At 69.5% G+C, this 21,076-nt stretch carries 17 protein-coding genes and 2 tRNA genes; 17 read left to right on the top strand and 2 right to left on the bottom strand.

Features of this window, described 5'->3' with window-relative positions:
- The first annotated feature begins 95 nt into the window (after nt 1-95).
- The 5 genes from rpsP (at nt 96) to H5368_RS05000 (ending at nt 2,777) form a co-directional block, all read left to right on the top strand.
- Nucleotides 96-365: a 30S ribosomal protein S16 gene (rpsP, locus tag H5368_RS05020; protein ID WP_182821955.1), complete on the top strand. Its 270-nt coding sequence runs from the start codon at nt 96-98 to the stop codon at nt 363-365.
- A gap of 37 nt (nt 366-402) precedes the next feature.
- Complete coding sequence (gene rimM, locus H5368_RS05015) at nt 403-915, top strand: ribosome maturation factor RimM (protein ID WP_182821953.1); 513 nt, start codon at nt 403-405, stop codon at nt 913-915.
- Nucleotides 916-938: 23 nt separating this feature from the next.
- Nucleotides 939-1,718, top strand: a complete 780-nt coding sequence (gene trmD / locus H5368_RS05010; protein WP_182821951.1) for a tRNA (guanosine(37)-N1)-methyltransferase TrmD — start codon at nt 939-941, stop codon at nt 1,716-1,718.
- A 135-nt stretch (nt 1,719-1,853) separates the two neighbouring features.
- Nucleotides 1,854-2,276 (top strand): 50S ribosomal protein L19, encoded by a 423-nt coding sequence (gene rplS / locus H5368_RS05005; protein WP_182821949.1) that lies wholly within the window; start codon nt 1,854-1,856, stop codon nt 2,274-2,276.
- A gap of 75 nt (nt 2,277-2,351) precedes the next feature.
- Nucleotides 2,352-2,777, top strand: a complete 426-nt coding sequence (locus tag H5368_RS05000) for a S4 domain-containing protein (protein ID WP_182821947.1) — start codon at nt 2,352-2,354, stop codon at nt 2,775-2,777.
- Between the two features lie 36 nt (nt 2,778-2,813).
- Here the strand turns inward: H5368_RS05000 and H5368_RS04995 are convergent, their stop codons facing one another.
- Together H5368_RS04995 and mutS are read right to left on the bottom strand one after the other, a co-directional pair.
- Nucleotides 2,814-3,419, bottom strand: a complete 606-nt coding sequence (locus H5368_RS04995; RefSeq protein ID WP_182821945.1) for a DUF937 domain-containing protein — start codon at nt 3,417-3,419, stop codon at nt 2,814-2,816.
- A 96-nt stretch (nt 3,420-3,515) separates the two neighbouring features.
- Complete coding sequence (gene mutS, locus H5368_RS04990) at nt 3,516-6,101, bottom strand: DNA mismatch repair protein MutS (protein WP_182821943.1); 2,586 nt, start codon at nt 6,099-6,101, stop codon at nt 3,516-3,518.
- 432 nt (nt 6,102-6,533) lie between these two features.
- Here mutS and H5368_RS04985 point away from each other — a divergent pair, with 432 nt between their 5' ends.
- From H5368_RS04985 to H5368_RS04930, 12 genes are all read left to right on the top strand, one after another.
- Entirely contained in the window at nt 6,534-9,074 is a 2,541-nt protein-coding gene (locus H5368_RS04985) for a TonB-dependent receptor (RefSeq protein ID WP_182821941.1), read from the top strand.
- Between the two features lie 194 nt (nt 9,075-9,268).
- Complete coding sequence (locus tag H5368_RS04980) at nt 9,269-9,763, top strand: CinA family protein (protein WP_182821939.1); 495 nt, start codon at nt 9,269-9,271, stop codon at nt 9,761-9,763.
- Between the two features lie 19 nt (nt 9,764-9,782).
- Nucleotides 9,783-11,465 carry an AarF/UbiB family protein gene (locus H5368_RS04975; RefSeq protein ID WP_182821937.1) on the top strand — a complete coding sequence of 561 codons (1,683 nt, stop codon included), beginning with the start codon at nt 9,783-9,785 and terminating at the stop codon, nt 11,463-11,465.
- Between the two features lie 50 nt (nt 11,466-11,515).
- Nucleotides 11,516-12,154: a transcriptional repressor LexA gene (gene lexA, locus H5368_RS04970; RefSeq protein ID WP_182821935.1), complete on the top strand. Its 639-nt coding sequence runs from the start codon at nt 11,516-11,518 to the stop codon at nt 12,152-12,154.
- A 189-nt stretch (nt 12,155-12,343) separates the two neighbouring features.
- Entirely contained in the window at nt 12,344-13,429 is a 1,086-nt protein-coding gene (gene recA / locus H5368_RS04965; protein WP_182821933.1) for a recombinase RecA, read from the top strand.
- Between the two features lie 17 nt (nt 13,430-13,446).
- The gene (locus H5368_RS04960; protein ID WP_182821930.1) at nt 13,447-13,968 is read left to right on the top strand and encodes a regulatory protein RecX; all 522 of its coding nucleotides are present in this window, start codon (nt 13,447-13,449) and stop codon (nt 13,966-13,968) included.
- A gap of 161 nt (nt 13,969-14,129) precedes the next feature.
- Entirely contained in the window at nt 14,130-16,772 is a 2,643-nt protein-coding gene (alaS, locus tag H5368_RS04955; protein ID WP_182823765.1) for an alanine--tRNA ligase, read from the top strand.
- A 152-nt stretch (nt 16,773-16,924) separates the two neighbouring features.
- Nucleotides 16,925-17,128 carry a carbon storage regulator CsrA gene (gene csrA / locus H5368_RS04950; protein WP_182821928.1) on the top strand — a complete coding sequence of 68 codons (204 nt, stop codon included), beginning with the start codon at nt 16,925-16,927 and terminating at the stop codon, nt 17,126-17,128.
- 75 nt (nt 17,129-17,203) lie between these two features.
- Nucleotides 17,204-17,296: transfer RNA gene (locus tag H5368_RS04945), tRNA-Ser, on the top strand.
- Nucleotides 17,297-17,348: 52 nt separating this feature from the next.
- Nucleotides 17,349-17,425: transfer RNA gene (locus H5368_RS04940), tRNA-Arg, on the top strand.
- 385 nt (nt 17,426-17,810) lie between these two features.
- Nucleotides 17,811-19,460, top strand: coding sequence for a right-handed parallel beta-helix repeat-containing protein (locus tag H5368_RS04935; protein WP_182821926.1), 1,650 nt, complete (start codon nt 17,811-17,813; stop codon nt 19,458-19,460).
- 212 nt (nt 19,461-19,672) lie between these two features.
- Nucleotides 19,673-21,067 (top strand): TIGR03013 family XrtA/PEP-CTERM system glycosyltransferase, encoded by a 1,395-nt coding sequence (locus tag H5368_RS04930; protein WP_223878028.1) that lies wholly within the window; start codon nt 19,673-19,675, stop codon nt 21,065-21,067.
- Nucleotides 21,068-21,076: the final 9 nt, after the last annotated feature.

Here is a 21,076-nt window from a genome sequence, read left to right as displayed (position 1 = left end):
ACCGGCCGGAGGGGGCGCTTCCTCCCCGCCGGGCATTCCGCTACAATTCGCCGCTTACCTCGCCATCCTGGCGACTGGGCAACACGGAAACCACCATGGTCAAGATCCGCCTCACCCGCGGCGGCGCCAAGAAGCGCCCCTTCTACCACATCATCGTCACCGACTCGCGCAGCGCGCGCGACGGCCGCAACATCGAGCGCGTGGGTTACTACAACCCGGTCGCCACCGGCGCCGAGTCGCGCGTGGTGCTCGATACCGCCCGCGTCGACCATTGGGTCGGGCAGGGTGCGCAGATGACCGACAAGGTCCGCAACCTGTACCGCGAGGCGCAGGCTCCGGCCACCGCAGCGGCTCCGGCCGCCTGACGCGCGGGCCGCGCCCCACGCGCGGCCCATTTCCGCAATGGACGTCACCGGGCGCCGCATCCTGCTGGGCAGGGTCCACGGCGCCTTCGGCGTGCGTGGCGAGCTGAAACTCGAGTCCTTCACCGAGCCGGCGCGCGCGATCCTCGGCTACCAGCCGTGGACCCTGCGCGATGCGCAGGGCGCCGAGCGCGTGGCCGAGGGCGCCACTGGCCGCGACACGGCGAAGGGCCTGGTCGCACGACTGCCCGGCATCGAGGACCGTGACGCCGCCGAGGCGCTGCGCGGCACCGAGGTCTGGGTGGCACGCGAATCGCTGCCGCCGCCCGCACCCGGCGAGTACTACTGGGTCGACCTCGAAGGCCTGCGCGTGCACAACGTCGACGGCAGCGATTTCGGCACGGTGTCGCACCTGTTCTCCACCGGCGCCAACGATGTGCTGGTCGCACGCGGCGACCGCGAGCGGATGATTCCGTTCGTGGTGCCTGACTACGTCGTGTCGATCGATTTCGACGCCGGCCTGGTCACCGTCGACTGGGATCCCGGGTTCTAGGCAACCCGGAACCCGCAGCCGCCATGCGCATCGACGTCGTCAGCCTGTTTCCCGAGTTCGTCACCCAGGTCGCGGCCCACGGCGTGGTCGGGCGTGCGGGCGAGCGTGGACTGCTGTCGGTGCACGGCTGGAACCCGCGTGATTTCGCCGAAGGCAGCTACCGCCGCGTCGACGACCGCCCGTTCGGCGGTGGCCCGGGCATGGTGATGATGGTCGAGCCGTTGCGCACGGCGCTGGCCGCCGCGCGGGCCGCGGCACCGCAGCCGGCGCGCGTGGTCTACCTCAGTCCCCAGGGCAGGCCGTTCGACCAGGCCCGCGCCCGCGCGCTGGCGCTGGAGCCGCGCCTGGTGCTGCTGTGCGGCCGCTACGAGGGCGTCGACGAGCGCCTGCTGGCCGCCGAGGTGGACGAGGAACTGTCGATCGGCGACTACGTGCTCTCGGGCGGTGAGCTCGCCGCGGCGGTTGTGGTCGACGCGGTGGCCAGGCTGCTGCCGGGCGCGCTCAACGATGTCGAGTCCGCGGCGCAGGACAGTTTCGAGCCTTCAACAGACGGCACTGGCCCCTTGCTGCTGGACTGCCCGCACTACACGCGGCCGCTGGAGCATGCCTACGGCGCGGTGCCGCCGGTGCTGCTGTCCGGCAACCACGCCGCGATCGCCCGCTGGCGCCGCCAGCAGGCGCTCGGCCGCACCTGGCAGCGCCGCCCGGACCTGATTGACCGCGGCGCCCTGTCCCGGGCTGATGCACGATTGCTGGACGAATTCCTCGCCACCGCGGGTGACCCGTCGCAGGAAGCCCCGTAAGCCCCTAGCGCGCAAGGGAAAGTTGCCGGTATAATGTCCGGCTTAGCTGTAAACACGCCAAGACGCGGGTCCACGTGCACTCGCGCTACAACACGCCCCCAAGGGGCACTACCAACAGGCAAGCGAAGACCCACCATGAACAAGCCCTCGATCAACACGCTGCTGCAGAACTTCGAAGCCGAGCAGACCACGCGCCAGCTCCCTGACTTCGGTCCCGGCGACACCGTCATCGTCAACGTCAAGGTGAAGGAAGGCAACCGCGAGCGCGTCCAGGCCTATGAAGGCGTGGTCATCGCCAAGAAGAACGCCGGCCTGAACTCCGCGTTCACCGTGCGCAAGATCTCCCACGGCTTCGGCGTCGAGCGCGTGTTCCAGAGCCACAGCCTGATGATCGATTCGGTGCAGGTGAAGCGCCGTGGCGCGGTGCGCGCCGGCAAGCTGTACTACCTGCGTGGCCTGCAGGGCAAGAAGGCGCGCATCCGCGAGGATCTCGCCGGCAACGCCAAGGCCAAGGCCGCCGCGCAGGCCGCCGCCGCGGCCGAGTCGTCCGCCGAGTAAGCGGCTGCCGCAAGGCGCGACCCACGACGGCCACCGCAAGGTGGCCGTTCGCGTTTGCGGCGCTAGAATCCACGGATGCCTGCAACGACCGCTCCCACTGCCAACGCCGGTGTTCCTGCGTCGATACGCATCGACGTCTGGCTGTGGGCTGCGCGTTTCTTCAGGACGCGCACGCTGGCTCGCCAGGCGGTCGAACACGGCAAGGTCGAGCTCGGTGGGCAGCGGCCCAAGGCCTCGCGCGCGGTGCGGGTAGGCGACTGCCTGCGCATCGCCCGCGGCGAAGAGGTGTTCGTGGTCGAGGTGGCGGCGTTGACGGACTCGCGCGGTCCCGCTCCGGTCGCCCAGGCCCTGTACCGCGAGGACGATGCGTCACTGAAGGCGCGCGACGAGGCGCGCCTTGCACGCCGCGACGCGCAGGCCGGTTACCGCGCGCCGGAGCATCGCCCCGACAAGCGCGCGCGCCGGCTGATCCGGGCGCTTGGCGACATCGACCTGAGCTGAGCTGCAGGAAACGCCACTGGCGCGCCGGCAACCCGTCTATTTCCGCCCGAACAGCCCGCCGAGCGTTGCGAGGTCGCCGAGGCCGAGCTGGCCGTCGCCGTCCTGATCGAGCACCGCGCCAAGCAGGCCGCCACCAAGCCCGCCTTCCTGGCGGATCTGCTGCTGCTCCTGGCCGAGCATGTCGCCCAGCGCTGCGGCGCCGTCGTTCTGTTGCGCCTGCCCGGAGGACATCGCGCGTTTGGCGAGGTAGGCCATCACGATCGGCGCGAGCATCTTCAGCAGCTGGCCGGCCGTGCCCTGGCCGAGGCCGGTGGCCTGGGCCACGCCCGCTTCGGCACGCTGCTGGCCGCCACCGAAGATGTGGCCGAGGATCGCGCCGCCCTGGCCGGCTCCGCCGCTGCCGAGGACCGCGCCCAGCACGCTGCCGATGTCCATGCCCGCGTGGTCCTTCTGCAGCGCGCCGTACAGCGCCTGCGCACCCTGCGGTTGGCTGGCATTGCGGCCAAGGGCACCGAGCAGCAGGGGCAGGGCCGCGTTGATCGCACCCGAGGTCTGGGTCGGGGTGAGTCCCAGCTGCTGGGCAAGCTGCTGGGCGGGTGCGCCCTGCAGCTGGGCGAGGAGGTCGTCGGTCAACATGGCCATGGGGTCTGCTCCTGTACGTCGACCGCATCGTACGCCTTGCGTCGGCCGGCGGCAGCAGAGGGCGCCGCCGCCGCCCGCCTGCGCACGGAGCCTCGTTTACCCCAGCGCCTTCAACCGGTACAGCGCTTCCAGCGCCTGCTTCGGCGTGAGGTCGTCGGGATCGATGCCGGCGAGCGCATCAAGCGCCGCCGACGCAGGCGAGAACAGGCCGAACTGCTGCGGTGCGTCGAGCGTCTCGGCCGACAGCGGCGGCGACGCGACATGGCCATGCCGTTCGAGTTCCGCCAGGCGCGCCCGTGCCTGGCGCAGCACCGGCTTGGGCAGGCCGGCCAGCGCGGCCACCTGCAGGCCGAAGCTGCGGTCGGCGGGGCCGTCCTTGACCGCGTGCATGAACACCAGGCTCTCGGCGCCGTCCCTGTCACGGTGCTCCACCGCGTCCAGGTGCACGTTGGCGATGCCACTGCCGGGTTCGGCCAACGCGGTGAGCTCGAAGTAGTGGGTGGCAAACAGCGTGTAGCAGCGGTTGTGCGCGGCCAGGTGGCGCGCGCAGGCATCGGCGAGCGCCAGTCCGTCGTAGGTCGAGGTGCCGCGGCCGATCTCGTCCATCAGCACCAGCGATTGCGCGCTGGCGTGGTGCAGGATGTAGCTGGTCTCGCTCATCTCCACCATGAAGGTCGACTGGCCGCGGGCCAGGTCATCCCCGGCGCCGATGCGGGTGAGGATGCGGTCGATCGGGCCGATCCGCGCCGCGCGCGCCGGCACGAAGCTGCCGATGTAGGCCAGCAGCACGATCAGCGCGTTCTGGCGCATGTAGGTGCTCTTGCCGCCCATGTTCGGACCGGTGATCACCAGCATGCGGCGATCGGCGTGCAGGGCCAGGTCGTTGGGCTCGAACGGCGCGTCGCGCACCGCCTCGACCACCGGGTGGCGGCCGCGCTCGACCTCGAGGCAGGCGTCGTCCACCAGTTCCGGCCGCGCCCAGTCGAGCGCCACTGCACGCTCGGCCAGGCAGGCGAGCACGTCGAGCTCGCCCAGCGCGGCGGCACAGCGCTTGAGCGACTCGAGGTCGGTGTTGAGGGTATCCAGCAGTTCTTCGTACAGCAGCCGTTCGCGCGCCAGGGCGCGTTCGCGCGCGGACAGCACCTTGTCCTCGAACGCCTTCAGTTCCTCGGTGATGTAACGCTCGGCGCCGGTCAGCGTCTGCCGGCGGCTGTAGTGCGTCGGCACCTTGGCCGCGTGCGACTTGCCGATCTCGATGAAGTAGCCGTGCACGCGGTTGTAGCCGACCTTGAGCGTGGCGATGCCGCTGGCCTCGCGCTCGCGCAGTTCCAGGTCGACCAGGAACTGGTCGGCGTGTGTGGACAGGCGGCGCAGCTCGGCGAGCTCCGCGTCGTGGCCATCGGCGAACACGCCGCCGTCGCGGGCCAGCACCGGCGGCTGCTCGACCAGCGCGGTGGCCAGCAGCGCGGCCTGCCCGGCGTGTTCGCCGAGGCCGGCAACCAGCGCTGCGAGGCGCGGCGAATCGAGCGGCGCCAGCATATTGCGCAACTCCGGCAGCATGGCGAGCGCGTCGCGCAGCGTGCCGAGGTCGCGCGGGCGCGCCGAGCGCAGCGCGATGCGCGACAGGATGCGCTCCACGTCGCCGAGCGCGCGGAAGCGCTCGCGCAGGTCGCGTTCGATGCCGCTGTCGAGCAGCGCCGCCACCGCGTGCTGGCGCTCGCCGACCACACCACGGTCGCGCAGCGGACGGTGCAGCCAGCGGCGCAGCATGCGGCCGCCCATCGGAGTCACCGTGCTGTCGAGCACGCCCAGCAGCGTGTGTTTCTGTTCACCGTCGACGCGGGTGTCGAGTTCGAGGTGGCGACGCGTTGCGGCGTTCATCGCGATCGCGCCGTCGCTGGATTCGACCGCGATCGCGGTCAAGTGCGGCAGGCGCTGCTTCTGGGTCTCCTCGACGTAGCCGAGCAGGGCACCCGCGGCGGCGATCGCCAGCGGGCGGTCCTGGATGCCGAACGCCGACAGGTCGTGCAGCGCGAAGAACCGCAGCAGCTGGCGGCGCCCGGCGTCGGCGTCGAACAGCCATGGCGCGCGCCGGCGCAGACCGATGCGGGTCGTCGCGAAGGCCGGCCAGCCGTCGTCGTCGGGGAGCAGGAGTTCGGCGGGGTCGAGGCGCGCCAGTTCGGCCTCGAGCGCGTCATCGCCGGCGACTTCGTTGACCAGGAAGCGGCCGGCCGCGAGGTCTGCCCACGCCAGGCCGTAGCCGGCCTTGCCGCGCGCCACCGCCAGCAGCAGCGTGTCGCGACGCTCGCTCAGCAGCGCCTCGTCGGTGACGGTGCCGGGAGTGACGATGCGCACCACCTTGCGCTCCACCAGGCCCTTGCTGGTGGCGGGGTCGCCGACCTGCTCGCAGATCGCCACCGACTCGCCCAGCGCCACCAGTCGCGCCAGATAGCCCTCGGCCGCGTGGTAGGGCACGCCCGCCATCGGAATCGGCTGCCCGGCGGACGACCCGCGCTGGGTCAGGGTGATGTCGAGCAGCTTCGCCGCCTTGCGGGCGTCGTCGTGGAACAGCTCGTAGAAGTCGCCCATGCGGAAGAACATCAGCACGTCGGCATGCTCCGCCTTGGCGGCGAAGAACTGCTTCATCAAAGGGGTGTGTTCCGGTACTGCGTCCGACTTCATGGGGTCCTGGGGTCCGGTGTTGTCGACATGCGGCTCAGCCTTGCCTTGGCGGCGAGCCGTGGATCCTGCCGGCGTGCACGTCCGGCGGGGTCGGCAGGGTGTGGGCATCCATGCAGGCTATTGTGGACCAGTCGCCATCGGGGGGCTTTGCCACGGCGTCTCCGCATCCGCCACGGACCGCGTTTTCACCCCCTCGCCGGCCACATACGCATGCGTCCGGAAATGTGCTAGCGTCGCGCCACGGCTGCGATACCGCAGCGTCAGGTCCGTCCCCCACGCTGGCCTGGCGCGCAACCGGCATGGACTCCATGCCGGCGGTCGCATCCGTGTCGATGATGCTCATCCAACATCCGGTTAGGGGGACACCCAATGGTCCAAGGCCACCCGCGGCGCCACGCGCTCGCGACAGCTGTTTTCGCGGTACTTGCTTCAATGCCCATCGCACAGGTGGCCCGTGCACAGGATGCCCCGGCGACCAGGCCGACGGCTGACGAGCCCACCACCCTGTCGACCATGACGGTCACCGCGCAGAAGCGCGAGGAAGCCCTGCAGGACGTGCCGATCGTCATCAACGTCATCGACGAGCAGCTGCTGCTCGACACCGGCGTGCGTGACATCAAGGACCTCCAGGTCCTCGTGCCCGGGCTCACAGTCACCAGCACGCAAAGCGCGGCGCAGACCACCGCGCGCATCCGCGGCATCGGCACCGTCGGCGACAACGCCGGCCTGGAGTCGTCGGTCGGCATCGTGATCGACGGCGTGTACCGCTCGCGCAACAGTGTCGGCTTCGGCGACCTCGGCGAGGTGGAGCGCATCGAGGTGCTCAAGGGCCCGCAGGGCACGGTGTTCGGCAAGAACACCTCGGCGGGCGTGATCAACGTGATCACCCGCAAGCCGAGCTACTCGCAGAGCGCGGAAGCCGAGATCACCGCGGGCAACTTCGGACTGCTCGGCGTGTCCGGTGCCTACAACGACGCGTTGGCCGAAAACGCGGCATTCCGCATCTTCGCGGCCAAGCGCAAGCGCGACGGCGTCGACGACGTCCGCGTCGGTGCCGGCCCGCGCAAGGAAACCGACGACGGCGACCAGAACTACCACACGGTCCGCGGCCAACTGTTCCTCGAGCCCAGCGACACGGTCGACATCAACCTGGTGGCGGACTACAGCAGCCGCGAAGAGAACTGCTGCGTCACGGTCACCACCCAGCGCGGACCCACCGCGGCCATCATCAACGCGCTGACCCCGGGCGGCGAGGGCGTGATCCCGGTGGCGGACCCCGAGCGGCGCCTGGCGTACAGCAACCGGCCCACCTCGCAGGACCTGAAGGACAAGGGCGTGTCGGCGCAGGTCGACTGGAACACCCCGTGGGCGAACAACGCCACGTTCTCCTCGATCACCGCGTTCCGTGACTGGCAGGCGATCAATGGCCTCGATTTCGACTACAGCGCGGCGGACATCCTGTACCGCGCCCCCGACGACAACGAGTCCCTGACGCGCTTTGAAACCTTCAGCCAGGAGCTGCGCCTGACCGGCTCGACCGACCGCGTCGACTGGATGGTGGGCCTGTTCTATTCGGACGAGGACCTGACGCGCAATGATTCGTACCGCTTCGGCAGTGCCTACGAGCCGTACCTGTCGACCCTGGTCGGCAGCCAGGTGCTGGCGGGCGTCGCGGCGCAGCTGGCGCCGCTGGGGCTGACCGTCAACCAGGCCAACCCGGCGACGTTCCTGTCGCAGGTCAGCGGCCGGCCCTTCGGGACCAACTTCACCGGCCTCGGCGCGCTCGACCGCCACGACCAGAATGCGCGCAGCACCGCCATCTTCAGCAACAACACCTTCCGCGCCACGGACGCGCTGGATTTCACCGTGGGCCTGCGCTACACGCACGAAAAGAAGGAGCTGGATTCGGCGTACAGCAACCCGAGCGGCAGCGTGGGCTGTGGCGCGACATTGGCCAACCCGGCGGCCCGCATCGGCGGGGCGCTGGCGGCGCGGATCAACGGCTTCGCCAGCCTGCCGCCCGCGCTCCAGGCGCAGCTGCTGGCGGGCCTGGTGCCGGCGGTCGCGCCCGACGTGGTCGGCTTCATGTGCCTGCCCTGGGCGAATGCCGCCCACAACGGCCGCAACGTGTCGCAGTCGCGGACCGAAAAGGAATGGTCCGGTACCTTCAAGGCGGCCTACGACTGGACCGACGAGGTCATGACCTACGTGTCGGTGGCACGCGGCTACAAGGGCGGCGGCTTCAACCTCGACCGCGTGCAGTCGTCCAACGGCCTGTCCAGCGGCGTCCGGGGCATCACTCCGGTGGACGACACCTCGTTCCCCGGCGAGTTCGTCAACAGCTTCGAGCTCGGCATGAAGACCGACTGGGCCGGCGGCAACCTGCTGTTCAATGCGGCGCTCTTCTACCAGGACTACAAGGACTTCCAGCTCAACAGCTTCCTGGGCACGAGCTTCGTGGTGCGCTCGATCCCGGAAGTGGTGTCGATGGGCTTCGAGGCCGACATGATGTGGCAGACCTCGGTGCCCGGCCTGATGCTGCAGGGTGGCCTGACCTACGCCGAAACCGAGTACGGCGACGACCTGCTGCCCGATGCCGACCTGGCGCTGCTGCCCGGCAACCAGATGAGCTTCGCGCCCAAATGGTCGGGCAACGCGTCGGTGACGTACGAATGGGGCTTCGGTGCCAACCACATCGGCCGTTTCAACGTCGGCGCCAAGTACATGTCCGAGTACAACACCGGCTCCGACCTCGATGTGCAGAAGATGCAGGACGGCTACGCGCTGGTGAATGCACGCCTGGGCTTCGGCAGCCAGAACCGGCGCTGGCTGGTCGAGCTGTGGGGCCAGAACCTCACCGACGAGACCTACAAGCAGGTCGGCATCGACGCGCCGATCCAGTCCGGTTCGTGGAATGCCTTCCTCGGCGCGCCGCGCACCTATGGCGTGACCCTGCGGTTCAACTACTTCTGAACCCCGCGGCATCGTGACACTGGAACGGCCCGCTTCGGCGGGCCGTTTCTGTTGGGCGCCGGGTGCCAAGGCCCTCGAGGACGATGTCAAGGAGGAGGCATCCGCCGCCAGGCGGATGCCGGGGGACAGAAGCCGGCGCGACAAGCGCGGTGGGCAGGGACGATACTGCTCGCTTTCCACATGGTGAAAACGCAATGGATGTTCCCGGTGACGCCCTGCTGGCCAACCTTGCGCAGGCCCTTGGCGCGCGCCTCGAAGCCGCGCGCGACAGGCTGGTGACGGCGGAGAGCTGCACCGGGGGCTGGATCGCCAAGACGGTGACCGATGTCGCCGGCTCCTCGTCGTGGTTCGACTGCGGGCTCGCCGCGTACAGCTACGAGGCCAAGCAGGCGCTGCTCGGCGTGCGCGCGCAGACGCTCGAAGAGCAGGGCGCCGTGAGCCGCGACACCGCCATCGAGATGGTGTCCGGCGCGCTGGTGCATTCCGGTGCGTCGGTGGCGGTCGCGGTCACCGGCATCGCCGGGCCTGGCGGCGGCACCGACGACAAGCCGGTGGGGACGGTGTGGATCGCCTGGAAGCGTCGCGGCGGCTATCCGCATGCCGAGCTGTTCCACTTCGACGGCGACCGCGACGCGGTGCGCCGGCAGACGGTCGGCGAGGCGCTGCGCGGCCTCGAATGCCTGCTCTGAACACGCGGAGCACAGGATGATGTGGGAGCGGTTGGCCGGCGTGCGTGACCTGGGGCGGCTGCAGGAGATCGCCAGCGTCCTCGTGCGCCACGGATTCGGCGACCTCGTCCGTCGCAGTGGCATGGCGGGCGCGCTGGAGCGGGCCGGACGTCTGCTGCGTTGGGAACATGCGCAGGAGCGCCACGCCTTGCGCCCGCCGGAGCGCCTGCGCTGCGCGCTGCAGGAACTGGGCCCGACGTTCGTCAAGCTCGGCCAGGTGCTGTCGACGCGCGTGGACCTGCTGCCGCCGGACTGGATCGCCGAGCTCAGCCGGCTGCAGAACGAGGTGCCGGCGCTTCCCTGGGAGGCGGTGCGGCCGCAGCTGGTCGAGGATCTCGGCGCCGAACCCGAAGCGGTGTTCGCGCGCGTCGAACAGGTCCCCGTGGCCGCCGCATCGCTGGCCCAGGCGCACCGGGCCTGGCTACACGATGGCACCGCAGTCATCCTCAAGGTGCGCCGGCCCGGCATCACCGACACCATCGAGGCAGACCTGCGGCTGCTCGCGCGGCTGGTGGTGATCGTGGAGTCCCAGGTCCCCGACCTGCGCCGCTATCGCCCGGTGGAGGTGGTGCGCCAGTTTCGCGAGTCGCTGCGGCGCGAACTGGACTTCGCGGCCGAGTGCCGCCACGCCGAGCGCATCGCCGCGAGCTTCGCCGACAACCCTTGTGTGGTGGTGCCGCGCGTGTACTGGCAGTGGACCAGCGAGCGGCTCAACGTGCAGGACTTCATCGACGGCATCCCCGCCGGGGACCTGGCAGCGGTGGACGCGGCCGGACTCGACCGCGCCGCGCTGGCGCGCGCCGGCACCGGCATCGTGCTGAAGATGGTGCTGGAGGACGGCCTGTTCCACGCCGATCCGCACCCCGGGAACATCTTCTTCCTGCGCTCCGGCGCCATCGCGCTGATCGATTTCGGGATGGTCGGGCACCTCGGCGAGCGACGCAGGCTGGAAATCGCGCGCCTGCTGCACGGCATGGTCGTGCAGGACGACGAGGCGGTGGCCGACATCCTGCTCGACTGGAGCGACGGCGGCGAGGTCGACGAAGACCGCCTGCAGGCCGACACGTCGGTGCTGGTCGACCGCTACCGCGGCGTGCCGCTGAAGGACCTGCGGATGGGCACCATGCTGTCGGATGCCGCCGGCCTGCTGCGCCAGCATGGCCTGGTGCTGCCGCCGGACCTGGCGCTGGTGGTCAAGGCGTTCCTGACCCTGGAAGGCTTTGCGCGCCAGCTCGACCCCGATTTCGACATGGCCAGCGAGGCCAAGCCGTGGCTGGAGCGCGTGATGCTGCGGCGCTACGCACCTTCGATGCTCGCCCGGCGTGGTCGCCGCGGACTGGCCGGACTGGTGGAGCTGGGCGCCGAACTGCCGCGCGACCTTCGCCGGCTGGTGCGTGCGGCGCGCGGCGGCCGGGTGGGCGCGCGGATCGATGTGCCGGAGCTGAAGCCCTTTGGTGACCAGGTCGACCGCGCCGCCAGCCGGCTCACGATCGGCGTGATCACCGCAGCGCTGATCATCGGCTCGTCGATCGTCATGAACAGCGTCGGCGGCGGCGTGGGCAATCGCGGACTCATGGCGCTGGGCGTGCTGGGCTTCGTCGGCGCGGCGGCCGCCGGGGTCTGGATCGTCTATTCGATCTGGAAGGGCAGCCACCACCGTTGATCCGCGGGTGGCGTTGACGGCGCCGGGTGTTAGTAGTAATACTACTAACCATGCAACTGACCGACACCCAGCAGTCCATCCTTGCCCTCATCGCCGAGCGCATCGCCGAGGAAGGCGTGCCGCCCTCCCAGGCGGAAATCGCCCGCGCCTTCGGCTTCAGCAGCGTGCGCGCCGCGCAGTACCACCTGGAAGCCCTCGAGGCCGCAGGTGCGATCGAGCGGGTGCCGGGCCGTGCGCGCGGCATTCGCGTGCTGCAGGCGGCGCGGCCGGCGCAAGGCGCGTTGCCGCTGGCCGGCAACGCCGATGTCCTGGAACTGCCCGTGCTCGGCCAGGTGGCCGCCGGCCTGCCGATCGGCGCCGACATCGGCAGCGAGCAGGTGGTGCTGATGGACCGGGCGTTCTTCTCGCCGGCACCGGACTACCTGCTGCGCGTGCGCGGCGACTCGATGCGCGACGAGGGCATCTTCGACGGCGACCTGATCGGCGTGCACCGCACCAGCGACGCGCGCTCGGGCCAGATCGTCATCGCCCGCATCGACGACACGATCACCGTCAAGCTGCTCAAGATCGGCCGCGACCGCATCCGCCTGCTGCCGCGCAACCCGGACTACGCGCCGATCGAGGTCGAGCCGGGGCAGGAATTCGCCATCGAAGGCCTGTATTGCGGGCTGGTGAGGCCCAACCGGTGAGCCTGCGCCGTGACCCGCGCGCGCCGATCCCCGGTGGCGGCGTTTTCCCACCGCGCAGCCGGGCCAAGGCTGCTGCCGGTACCCGGCGTGGCCCGCTAGTTTCGATTCCCCGCGTCGAAGTCGCAGCCCCTGCGACCGGCCGCGGACACACTGCACACATCCCGAATACCTGATCCGAGGACGACCACGATGGACGAGAACAAGAAGCGCGCGCTTTCAGCAGCCCTGGGCCAGATCGAAAAGCAGTTCGGCAAGGGATCGGTGATCCGCATGGGCGACCGCGTCGCCGAAGTGGTCCCGGTCATCCCCACCGGCTCGCTGCAGCTCGACATCGCGCTGGGCATCGGCGGCCTGCCGCGTGGCCGCGTGATCGAGATCTACGGCCCGGAGTCCTCGGGCAAGACCACGCTCACCCTGCAGACCATTGCCGAGTGCCAGAAGCTCGGCGGCGTGGCGGCGTTCATCGATGCAGAGCACGCCCTTGACCCCACCTACGCGCAGAAGCTCGGCGTCAACGTCGACGACCTGCTGGTGTCGCAGCCCGACACCGGCGAGCAGGCGCTCGAGATCGCCGACATGCTGGTGCGCTCCAACGCCGTCGACATGGTGGTGATCGACTCGGTCGCCGCGCTCACCCCGCGCGCCGAGATCGAGGGCGAGATGGGCGACCAGCTGCCGGGCCTGCAGGCGCGGCTCATGAGCCAGGCGCTGCGCAAGCTCACCGGCAACATCAAGCGCAGCAACTGCATGGTGTTCTTCATCAACCAGCTGCGCCACAAGATCGGCATCATGATGCCCGGCCAGAGCCCGGAGACCACCACCGGCGGCAACGCGCTGAAGTTCTATGCCTCGGTGCGCCTGGACATCCGCCGCATCGGTGCGATCAAGAAGGGCGACGAGATCATCGGCAACCAGACCCGCATCAAGGTGGTCAAGAACAAGATGGCGCCGCCGTTCAAGCAGGTCATCACCGAGATCCTCTACGGCGAGGGCATCAGCCGCGAGGGCGAGGTGATCGACATGGCGGTCGAGGCCAAGATCATCGAGAAGGCGGGCGCCTGGTACAGCTACGGCGAAGAGCGCATCGGCCAGGGCAAGGAGAACGCCCGCCAATACCTCAAGGAGAATGTCGCCGTCGCCCAGCGCATCGAGGCCGAGCTGCGCGCGCGCCTGGCCCCGGTCGCGGTGCCGGCCGCGGCGGTTGATGACGCCGACGACGAGGTCGAAGAAGCCAAGGACAAGCCCAGGTCCCGCGCCAAGGCGGCCGAGGCCTGACGGCCTCGCACGGCAGCGTGAGCCAGGACAGCCAGGCTCCGGGCGAGGACGACGGCGGCGGCAAGCGCCGCCGTCGCCCGGACCCCACGCCGGTGCAGCGGGCGCTGGGGCTGCTGGTTCGCCGCGAGCATTCGCGCAAGGAGTTGCGCCGCAAGCTGGAAGCGCGCGGCGTCGCGGACGACGAGGCCGAGGTGGCCATCGAGCGCATGGTCGAGGGCGGCTGGCAGGACGATCGCCGGTTCGCGATCAGCCTGGCGCGGATGCGGGTGTCCACGGGTTACGGACCGCTGCGCATCCGTGCCGAGCTGGGGACCCATGGCCTGGCGGACGAGGTGATCGAGGCCGCCTTCGCCGACCTGGCGGAAAGCGGCGACGACGACTGGCTGGCCGGTGCCCGCAGGCTGGTCGGGCGTCGGCTGGGTCCAGCCCGAGAGAACGACCTGGTGCAGCGGCGCAAGGCGGCCGAATTGCTGTTCCGGCGGGGCTTTGGCGGCGATACGGTGCGCGCCGCGACCGCGTTCGACCCCGACGACGACTGAACCCGTGCGGCGGGCTTGGGTGCTGCGACCCTCGTGCGGCCTGCTAACCTAGCGGTATCGGAACGCCACCGGATGTCGCCTTCGCGCGCTGCGCGGAGCCTGCGGCACCCGGTGCGGTGCCGCCCCCCAGCCCGCAAGCGCCAGCGCAGATGCCCAACCCCATCGATTCCCCCCGTCCGACCACCGCGGACATCCGCCGCGATTTCCTCGAATTCTTCAGCGGCCGCGGCCATACCGTGGTGCCGTCGGCACCACTGGTGCCCGGCAACGACCCCACGCTGCTGTTCACCAACTCCGGCATGGTGCAGTTCAAGGACGTGTTCCTCGGCGCCGAGAAGCGCAGCTATGTGCGTGCGGCTGACGTGCAGCGCTGCCTGCGCGCCGGCGGCAAGCACAACGACCTCGACCAGGTGGGCTATACCGCGCGCCACCACACGTTCTTCGAGATGCTGGGCAACTGGTCGTTCGGCGACTACTTCAAGGCCGACGCGATCGCCTGGGCCTGGGAACTGCTGACCACGGTCTGGAAGATCCCCGCCGACCGTCTGCTGGTCACCGTCTACCACGATGACGACGAGGCCTACGGCATCTGGCACAACGCCATCGGCCTGACGCCGGAGCGGATCATCCGCATCGGCGACAACAAGGGTGCGCCGTACGCGTCGGACAACTTCTGGCAGATGGCCGACACCGGTCCCTGCGGGCCGTGCACCGAGATCTTCTATGACCACGGCGCGCACATCGCCGGCGGTCCACCGGGCTCGCCCGACGAGGACGGCGACCGCTTCATCGAGATCTGGAACCTGGTGTTCATGCAGTACGACCGCCAGCCCGACGGCAGCCTGCAGCCGCTGCCCGCGCCCTGCGTCGACACCGGCATGGGCCTCGAGCGGCTGGCGGCCGTGCTGCAGGGCGTGCACGGCAACTACGAGATCGACCTGTTCCAGGCGCTGATCGCCGAGGCTGCCGCGCTGACCGGCGCCGACCCGGGCAACAAGTCGCTGCGCGTGATCGCCGACCACATCCGTGCCTGCAGTTTCCTGGTCGTCGACGGCGTGCTGCCGTCCAACGAGGGCCGCGGCTACGTGCTGCGCCGGATCATCCGCCGCGCGCTGCGCCATGGCTGGATGCTCGGCGTGCGCCAGCCGTTCTTCCACAAGCTGGTGGCCACGCTGGATGCGCAAATGGGCGACGCCTATCCGGAACTGCGCGCGCAGCGCGCGCTGGTCGAGCGCGCGCTGCTGGCCGAGGAGGAACGTTTCGCCGAAACGCTCGATTCGGGCATGCGCATCTTCGACGAGGTTGTCGCGCGCAGCGACGGCGCCACCATCCCCGGGGGCGACGCGTTCCGCCTGTACGACACCTACGGATTTCCGGTCGACCTGACCGCCGACATCGCGCGCGAGCGCGGCATGGCGGTGGACATGGCCGGTTTCGAAGCGGCGATGAACCGGCAACGCGAGACCGCGCGCGCGGCCGGCAAGTTCGGCGGCGGCACCACGCTGCCGGCGGAATTGGTGGCGCAGATGTCGCCGACCGCCTTCCTCGGCTACGACCATGTGCAGGCCGGCGGCCTCGAGGTCGTGGCCCTGCTTCGCGACGGGCGCCAGGTGCAGGAAGTCGCGGCCGGCGACGAGGCGATCGTGTTCCTCGACCGCAGCCCGTTCTATGCCGAATCCGGCGGCCAGGTCGGCGATGTCGGCGAACTCGACGGGCAGGGCATGCGCTTCTCGGTGGACGACACCCGCAAGTTCGCGGGCCAGTTCCACGGCCACATCGGCCGCATGCGCGACGGCGTGTTGCGCGTCGGCGACCACGTGCTGGGCAGTGTCGACGCCACGCGCCGCGGCAGCATCGTGCTCAACCACAGCGCGACCCACCTGCTGCACGGTGCGCTGCGCGAACGCCTGGGCACGCACGTGGCGCAGAAGGGCTCGCTGGTCGCGCCCGACCGCCTGCGCTTCGACTTCTCTCATTTCGAACCGATCACCGCCGCCGAGCTGCGCGACGTCGAGCGACGGGTGAACGAGGAGGTGCGCGCCGACCATGGCGTGGCGATCCGCGAGATGGCGATGGACGAGGCGATCGATGCCGGCGCCATCGCCCTGTTCGGCGAGAAATACGGCGAGCGCGTGCGCGTCGTGACCATGGGCGGCTCGGTGGAGCTGTGTGGCGGCACCCATGTCGCCCGCACCGGCGAGATCGGCCTGTTCAAGCTGGTCTCGGAAGGCGGCGTGTCATCGGGCGTGCGTCGCATCGAAGCGCTGACCGGGCAGGCGGCGCTGGAGCAGGTCGCGCTGGACGAGTCGCGCCTGGCCGAAGCCGCGCGGATGCTCGGCGGCACCACCGCAGACGTCGGCGACAAGCTGCGCGCACTGCTCGATCGGCAGAAGAAGCTGGAGCGCGAGCTCGAAGCGATGAAATCGCGCGAGGCAAGCAGCGCCACCGCCGACCTGGCCGCGAGCGCAGTCGACGTGGCCGGCATCAAGGTGCTGGCGGTGCGGCTGGAAGGATTCGATGCGCGCACCCTGCGCGACGCCCTCGACCGCTTCAAGCAGCAACTTGGCGATGCGGTGGTCGTGCTGGCGGGAACGGCCGACGGCAAGGCCAGCCTGGTGGCAGGCGTGAGCGGCGCGGCACTGGGCAAGGTCAAGGCCGGTGAACTGCTGTCCCACATCGCCGGGCGGATCGGCGGCAAGGGTGGTGGCCGGCCCGACATGGCCCAGGGCGGCGGCCCGGACGGAGCGGCGCTGGTCGATGCGCTCGCCGGCGTGGCCGCGTGGGTAGCAGACCACGTGGTCTGAAAAGCGGCGTGCCATGACCTATGACCTACATGTGCGGGCCTGTTCGGCCGGTATCATGATTGGGCTACGTGAACCATCTTGGATGCGGTGACGACGTCACGGCTCCTCAGTCGACCCGGCCATCTGGATGGCCGGGACATGGAGTTCCCTACATGTTGATTTTGACCAGGCGGGTCGGTGAGACGCTGATGATCGGTGATTCGGTCACCGTGACGGTGCTGGGCGTCAAGGGCAACCAGGTCCGCATCGGCATCACCGCGCCGAAGGATGTCTCGGTGCACCGCGAAGAGATCTACCAGCGGATCCACGGCGGCGAGGGCGCGGCCGGGAGTGAAGTCGAGGGCGATGCCGATTGATGTTTGCCGGCTGCGCTGCAAGCCGGTATCCTTCGCTCCCACGCCGGCCTGAAGGCCGGCGTGGTGTTTCATCCCGGAGAGTTGCCCGAGTGGCCGAAGGGGCTCCCCTGCTAAGGGAGTATGGGGCTTAAAACTCCATCGAGGGTTCGAATCCCTCACTCTCCGCCAGCTTCAAAGCGTTGACGAAGTTGGCGTGTTGTTGCAGAATTCCGCTTCTAGCGCGCCCGTAGCTCAGCTGGATAGAGCACCAGGCTACGAACTTGGGGGTCGGAGGTTCGAATCCTTCCGGGCGCACCATACGATGCAAAAACGCCAGCGGCTTGCCGCTGGCGTTCTTGTTTCCGCGACCGGGTGACTGTCTGCAACTCCTGAATGATCCCGATTGCCGCTCGCCAAGTGTGATTGGGGTCGCGTTCTCACGCGATCTTCATCGCTAACCTGCGCCGGCGGTTCAATCACTCACGCACGGCGAACAGGGGCGCTGCTGCAAACTTCGGAGCTTTACATGCGCCCATTATCGCCTTTACAAGGCCGTTGCCCGTTATCAGGCTTATCGGAAACCTCGATCCTCGCCAACCTGCACCATGCTGCACCTGACGCGCCAGAGACTCAGCGCGAACGCTCCACCCGCCGGCCACGCGCACTCGCCGCCCTCGCCGCAACACCACTTCTCCTGGCCTTCGTGGCCGCCCCGGCCTTCGCCGCGGAATGGTTCGTATCCCCCACCGGCAATGACAGCAGCGGCAATGGCAGCATCGGCTCGCCGTTCCGTACCGTGAAGCGCGTGCTGTCCACGACCAATGGCGTGGTGTCCGCCGGCGATACGGTCACGCTTCGCGGCGGCGGCACCTACAACGAATGCGACGTGCGCCTGCGCAAGCCGATGACGCTGCGCTCCTACCCGGGTGAACGCGCGCACATCCATTGCGACGTGAACACCCCCGACAGCGTCACCATCCAGATCGATCCGGGTGCCTCGGGCAGCCGCCTCAGCAACCTGGAGATCAGTGGCGGGCGCTATTACGCCGTGATGCTGCAGACCAGCTGGTACCAGGGCGGCCCGGCCAGCAACAAGGGCGCCGAGAACGTGGTGCTTGAAGACCTGCTGATCCGCGACACCGGCCGTGACGGCATCAAGGTCACCCCGAAGTCCAACAACGCGACCATCCGTCGCGTCGAGATCCGCAACACCGGCAAGATGTACCCGGCTGGCACGTCGCCGGATGCGATGAACGCCGACGGCATCGACAACGTCAATGGCTCCGGCATGCTGGTCGAGGACAGCTACATCCACGACATCGCCACCACCGGCCTGTACTTCAAGGGCGGCGCGGCGGACGTAGTGGTGCAGCGCAACCGCATCGAGAACACCGGCATGGCGGGCATCCTGGTGGGCTTCGACACCAGCACCGAGTTCTTCGACCTGCAGCTCAATCCGCAGTACTACGAGTCGATCCGCGGCACCGTTCGCAACAACGTGGTGCGCAACACGCAGTACGCGGGCATCGGGCTCTATGCGGCGAAGGATGCGCTGGTCGCGAACAACACCATCGTCAACGCGGCGCGCAAGGGCCACGGCGCCCTGTACTTCGGCGTGCCGTTCCAGGACTGGGACCCGTTGGCGGGCCGCCCGTCGAGCGTCAACCCGCGGCTGGTCAACAACCTGGTCATCCAGGACGGCGGGAACTGCATCGACATCCGCTACAGCGGCGAGCTGGGCGGACTGTCCGGGCTCAGCGGCTCGGCCAACTCCAACTACAACGGCTTCCACAATGCCAATTGCACGTTCCGTGACTCGCGCCCGGGCAGTGGCCTGGCGACGGCGGGAACGCTGGGGCAGTGGCGGTCCGCGACCGGCCAGGACGCCAACAGCAAGCTGGCCGCGTTCTCGGTGAGCGCGACCGGCCACCTGCCCGCGGGCAGCCCGGCGATCAGCGCCGGCACCCCGCTGGCCCAGGTGCTGAATGACATCGACAAGGACATCCGTGGCGCCACCTATGACATCGGTGCCGACCAGGTCACGGCCGGCACGACGCCGCCGCCGACCAACCCGCCGCCGACGACCCCGCCGCGCCGGCATCGCATCAAGTCGCCAGCGGTCGACCTTCCGCCGGTTGCCTCGCCGCCGCGCCCGCGGGTGGATGGTCCGGTCAATGGCGGCCGGCCGCCGGTACGCACCCCTGCGCGTCCGGGTGTCACCGGCGCGCGGTTGACCACGGGCCAGCCGGCCACGGCGGACGCCGACGTGGTGATCACCTCGCCAGCCGCGGCTGCATGGAAGCAGCTGGGCAGCTGGGTCGACGGCGCGAAGCAGAAGCTCTCCGCCAACTGAGCACTACCTGGCTGCCGCCCGTCATGGGCGGCAGCCAGGCCGCGGTCGCGGGGCTCCACTCCGCGCGGCCTGGCCCCCCGGTTCCTTTTGGCCGGTTTGCATCGTGATCCGAGTTTCTCTGGATGGGCGTCGCCATGCGCTGCCCACGTCCAGTGATCGCGATGGCGAACGGGGGTCGGCATGTTGTCGTTCAAGTGCAAAGGGCGAGGCCGGTGATCCGGGCCTTCGGCGGGCGTGCCCACCGCCTCGTGCGCATCCAGTGGCTGCTCGAGTCGCTGGCCCTGCTGCTCGCCTCGGTGGCGGCGATCTGCCTGCGCTTTTCCGATGATCCGGACGGCCGCAGCCTGCACCTGGCCATGGTCCCGTTTCCGGCGATCCTGGTACCGATGTACGTCACCATGGCGATGGCGGCATTCGGGCTCTACCAGTCCCACGTACGGCACAATCCTTCCGAACTCGTGCTTCGCATGCTGCTGGCGTTCGCGTTCGGCGGCGTCGGCCTGCTGGTGACCTATTACGCGGTGCCGCAGACCTACATGGGTCGAGGGCTGCTGTCGATCACCCTCGCACTCGGCTTCGTCTCCGTCGCCGCGCTCCGCTGGGGGGCGCGCAGCCTGACGGGTGGCCAGGCCTACAAGCGGCGCGTCCTGGTGTATGGCGCCGGCGAACAGGCCGACCTCATCAACCGCCGCATGCGCCGGCGGGCTGACCGGCAGGCATTCTGCGTGGTCGGCTTCGTGCCGGCCCCCGGCCAGCGGGTCGTGGTCGCCGAGGACCTGCTCGTGCGCACCATGCTCGACCTTCCCTCGCTGACCCGCGAGATGGGCGTGCAGGAGATCGTCGTGGCCCCGGATGAGCGTCGCGGCGGCCTGCCGATGGAGGACATCCTGGCCTGCGCGCAGCGCGGCATCTCGGTGGTGAACATCCCGATGTTCTTCGAGCGCGAGGCGGGCATGATCAAGCTCGAGGCAGCCGACCCGTCCTCGCTGGTGTTCTCCGGAGGCTTCGACCATTCGCTGATGCGGCGGCTGAGCAAGCGCAGCTTCGACCTGGCTGCCGCCACCGCGCTGCTCCTGGTCGCGTGGCCGGCCATGCTGCTGGTGGCGGCGGCCGTGCGCATCGAGGGCGGCGGGCCGGTGCTCTACCGGCAGATGCGCGTGGGCGAGGGTGGACGCAGCTTCGAACTGGCCAAGTTCCGCAGCATGCGCACCGACGCCGAAGGCGACGGCGTGGCGCGATGGGCGAGCCGCGACGACAACCGCACCACGCGCGTGGGCCGCTTCATCCGCAAGACGCGCCTGGACGAGCTGCCGCAACTGTTCAACGTGCTGGCCGGCGACATGAGCTTCGTCGGGCCGCGCCCGGAGCGCCCGCAGTTCGTGCAGCAGCTCAACGGCGAGATCCGCTACTACAACGTGCGCCACTCGGTGAAGCCGGGGCTTACCGGCTGGGCGCAGTTGCGCTATCCGTATGGCGCATCGGTCAGCGACGCGCAGGAAAAGCTCAAGTTCGACCTTTTCTACGTCAAGAACCAGGGGCTCGTGTTCGATTTCATGATCCTGCTGCAGACGGTCGAGGTCGTCCTGTTCAGGCGGGGTGCGCGCTAGGCCGGCCGT

Source organism: Luteimonas sp. MC1782, from assembly GCF_014164605.1.
GTDB lineage: Bacteria > Pseudomonadota > Gammaproteobacteria > Xanthomonadales > Xanthomonadaceae > Luteimonas.
This window is presented reverse-complemented; position numbering and strand designations above follow the sequence as displayed.

Bases quoted from the DNA above. Each gene is read 5' to 3' on its own strand.
- rpsP (WP_182821955.1), top strand. From the start codon at position 96: ATGGTCAAGATCCGCCTCACCCGCGGCGGCGCCAAGAAGCGCCCCTTC.
- rimM (WP_182821953.1), top strand. From the start codon at position 403: ATGGACGTCACCGGGCGCCGCATCCTGCTGGGCAGGGTCCACGGCGCC.
- trmD (WP_182821951.1), top strand. From the start codon at position 939: ATGCGCATCGACGTCGTCAGCCTGTTTCCCGAGTTCGTCACCCAGGTC.
- rplS (WP_182821949.1), top strand. From the start codon at position 1,854: ATGAACAAGCCCTCGATCAACACGCTGCTGCAGAACTTCGAAGCCGAG.
- H5368_RS05000 (WP_182821947.1), top strand. From the start codon at position 2,352: ATGCCTGCAACGACCGCTCCCACTGCCAACGCCGGTGTTCCTGCGTCG.
- H5368_RS04995 (WP_182821945.1), bottom strand. From the start codon at position 3,419: ATGGCCATGTTGACCGACGACCTCCTCGCCCAGCTGCAGGGCGCACCC.
- mutS (WP_182821943.1), bottom strand. From the start codon at position 6,101: ATGAAGTCGGACGCAGTACCGGAACACACCCCTTTGATGAAGCAGTTC.
- H5368_RS04985 (WP_182821941.1), top strand. From the start codon at position 6,534: ATGCCCATCGCACAGGTGGCCCGTGCACAGGATGCCCCGGCGACCAGG.
- H5368_RS04980 (WP_182821939.1), top strand. From the start codon at position 9,269: ATGGATGTTCCCGGTGACGCCCTGCTGGCCAACCTTGCGCAGGCCCTT.
- H5368_RS04975 (WP_182821937.1), top strand. From the start codon at position 9,783: ATGTGGGAGCGGTTGGCCGGCGTGCGTGACCTGGGGCGGCTGCAGGAG.
- lexA (WP_182821935.1), top strand. From the start codon at position 11,516: ATGCAACTGACCGACACCCAGCAGTCCATCCTTGCCCTCATCGCCGAG.
- recA (WP_182821933.1), top strand. From the start codon at position 12,344: ATGGACGAGAACAAGAAGCGCGCGCTTTCAGCAGCCCTGGGCCAGATC.
- csrA (WP_182821928.1), top strand. From the start codon at position 16,925: ATGTTGATTTTGACCAGGCGGGTCGGTGAGACGCTGATGATCGGTGAT.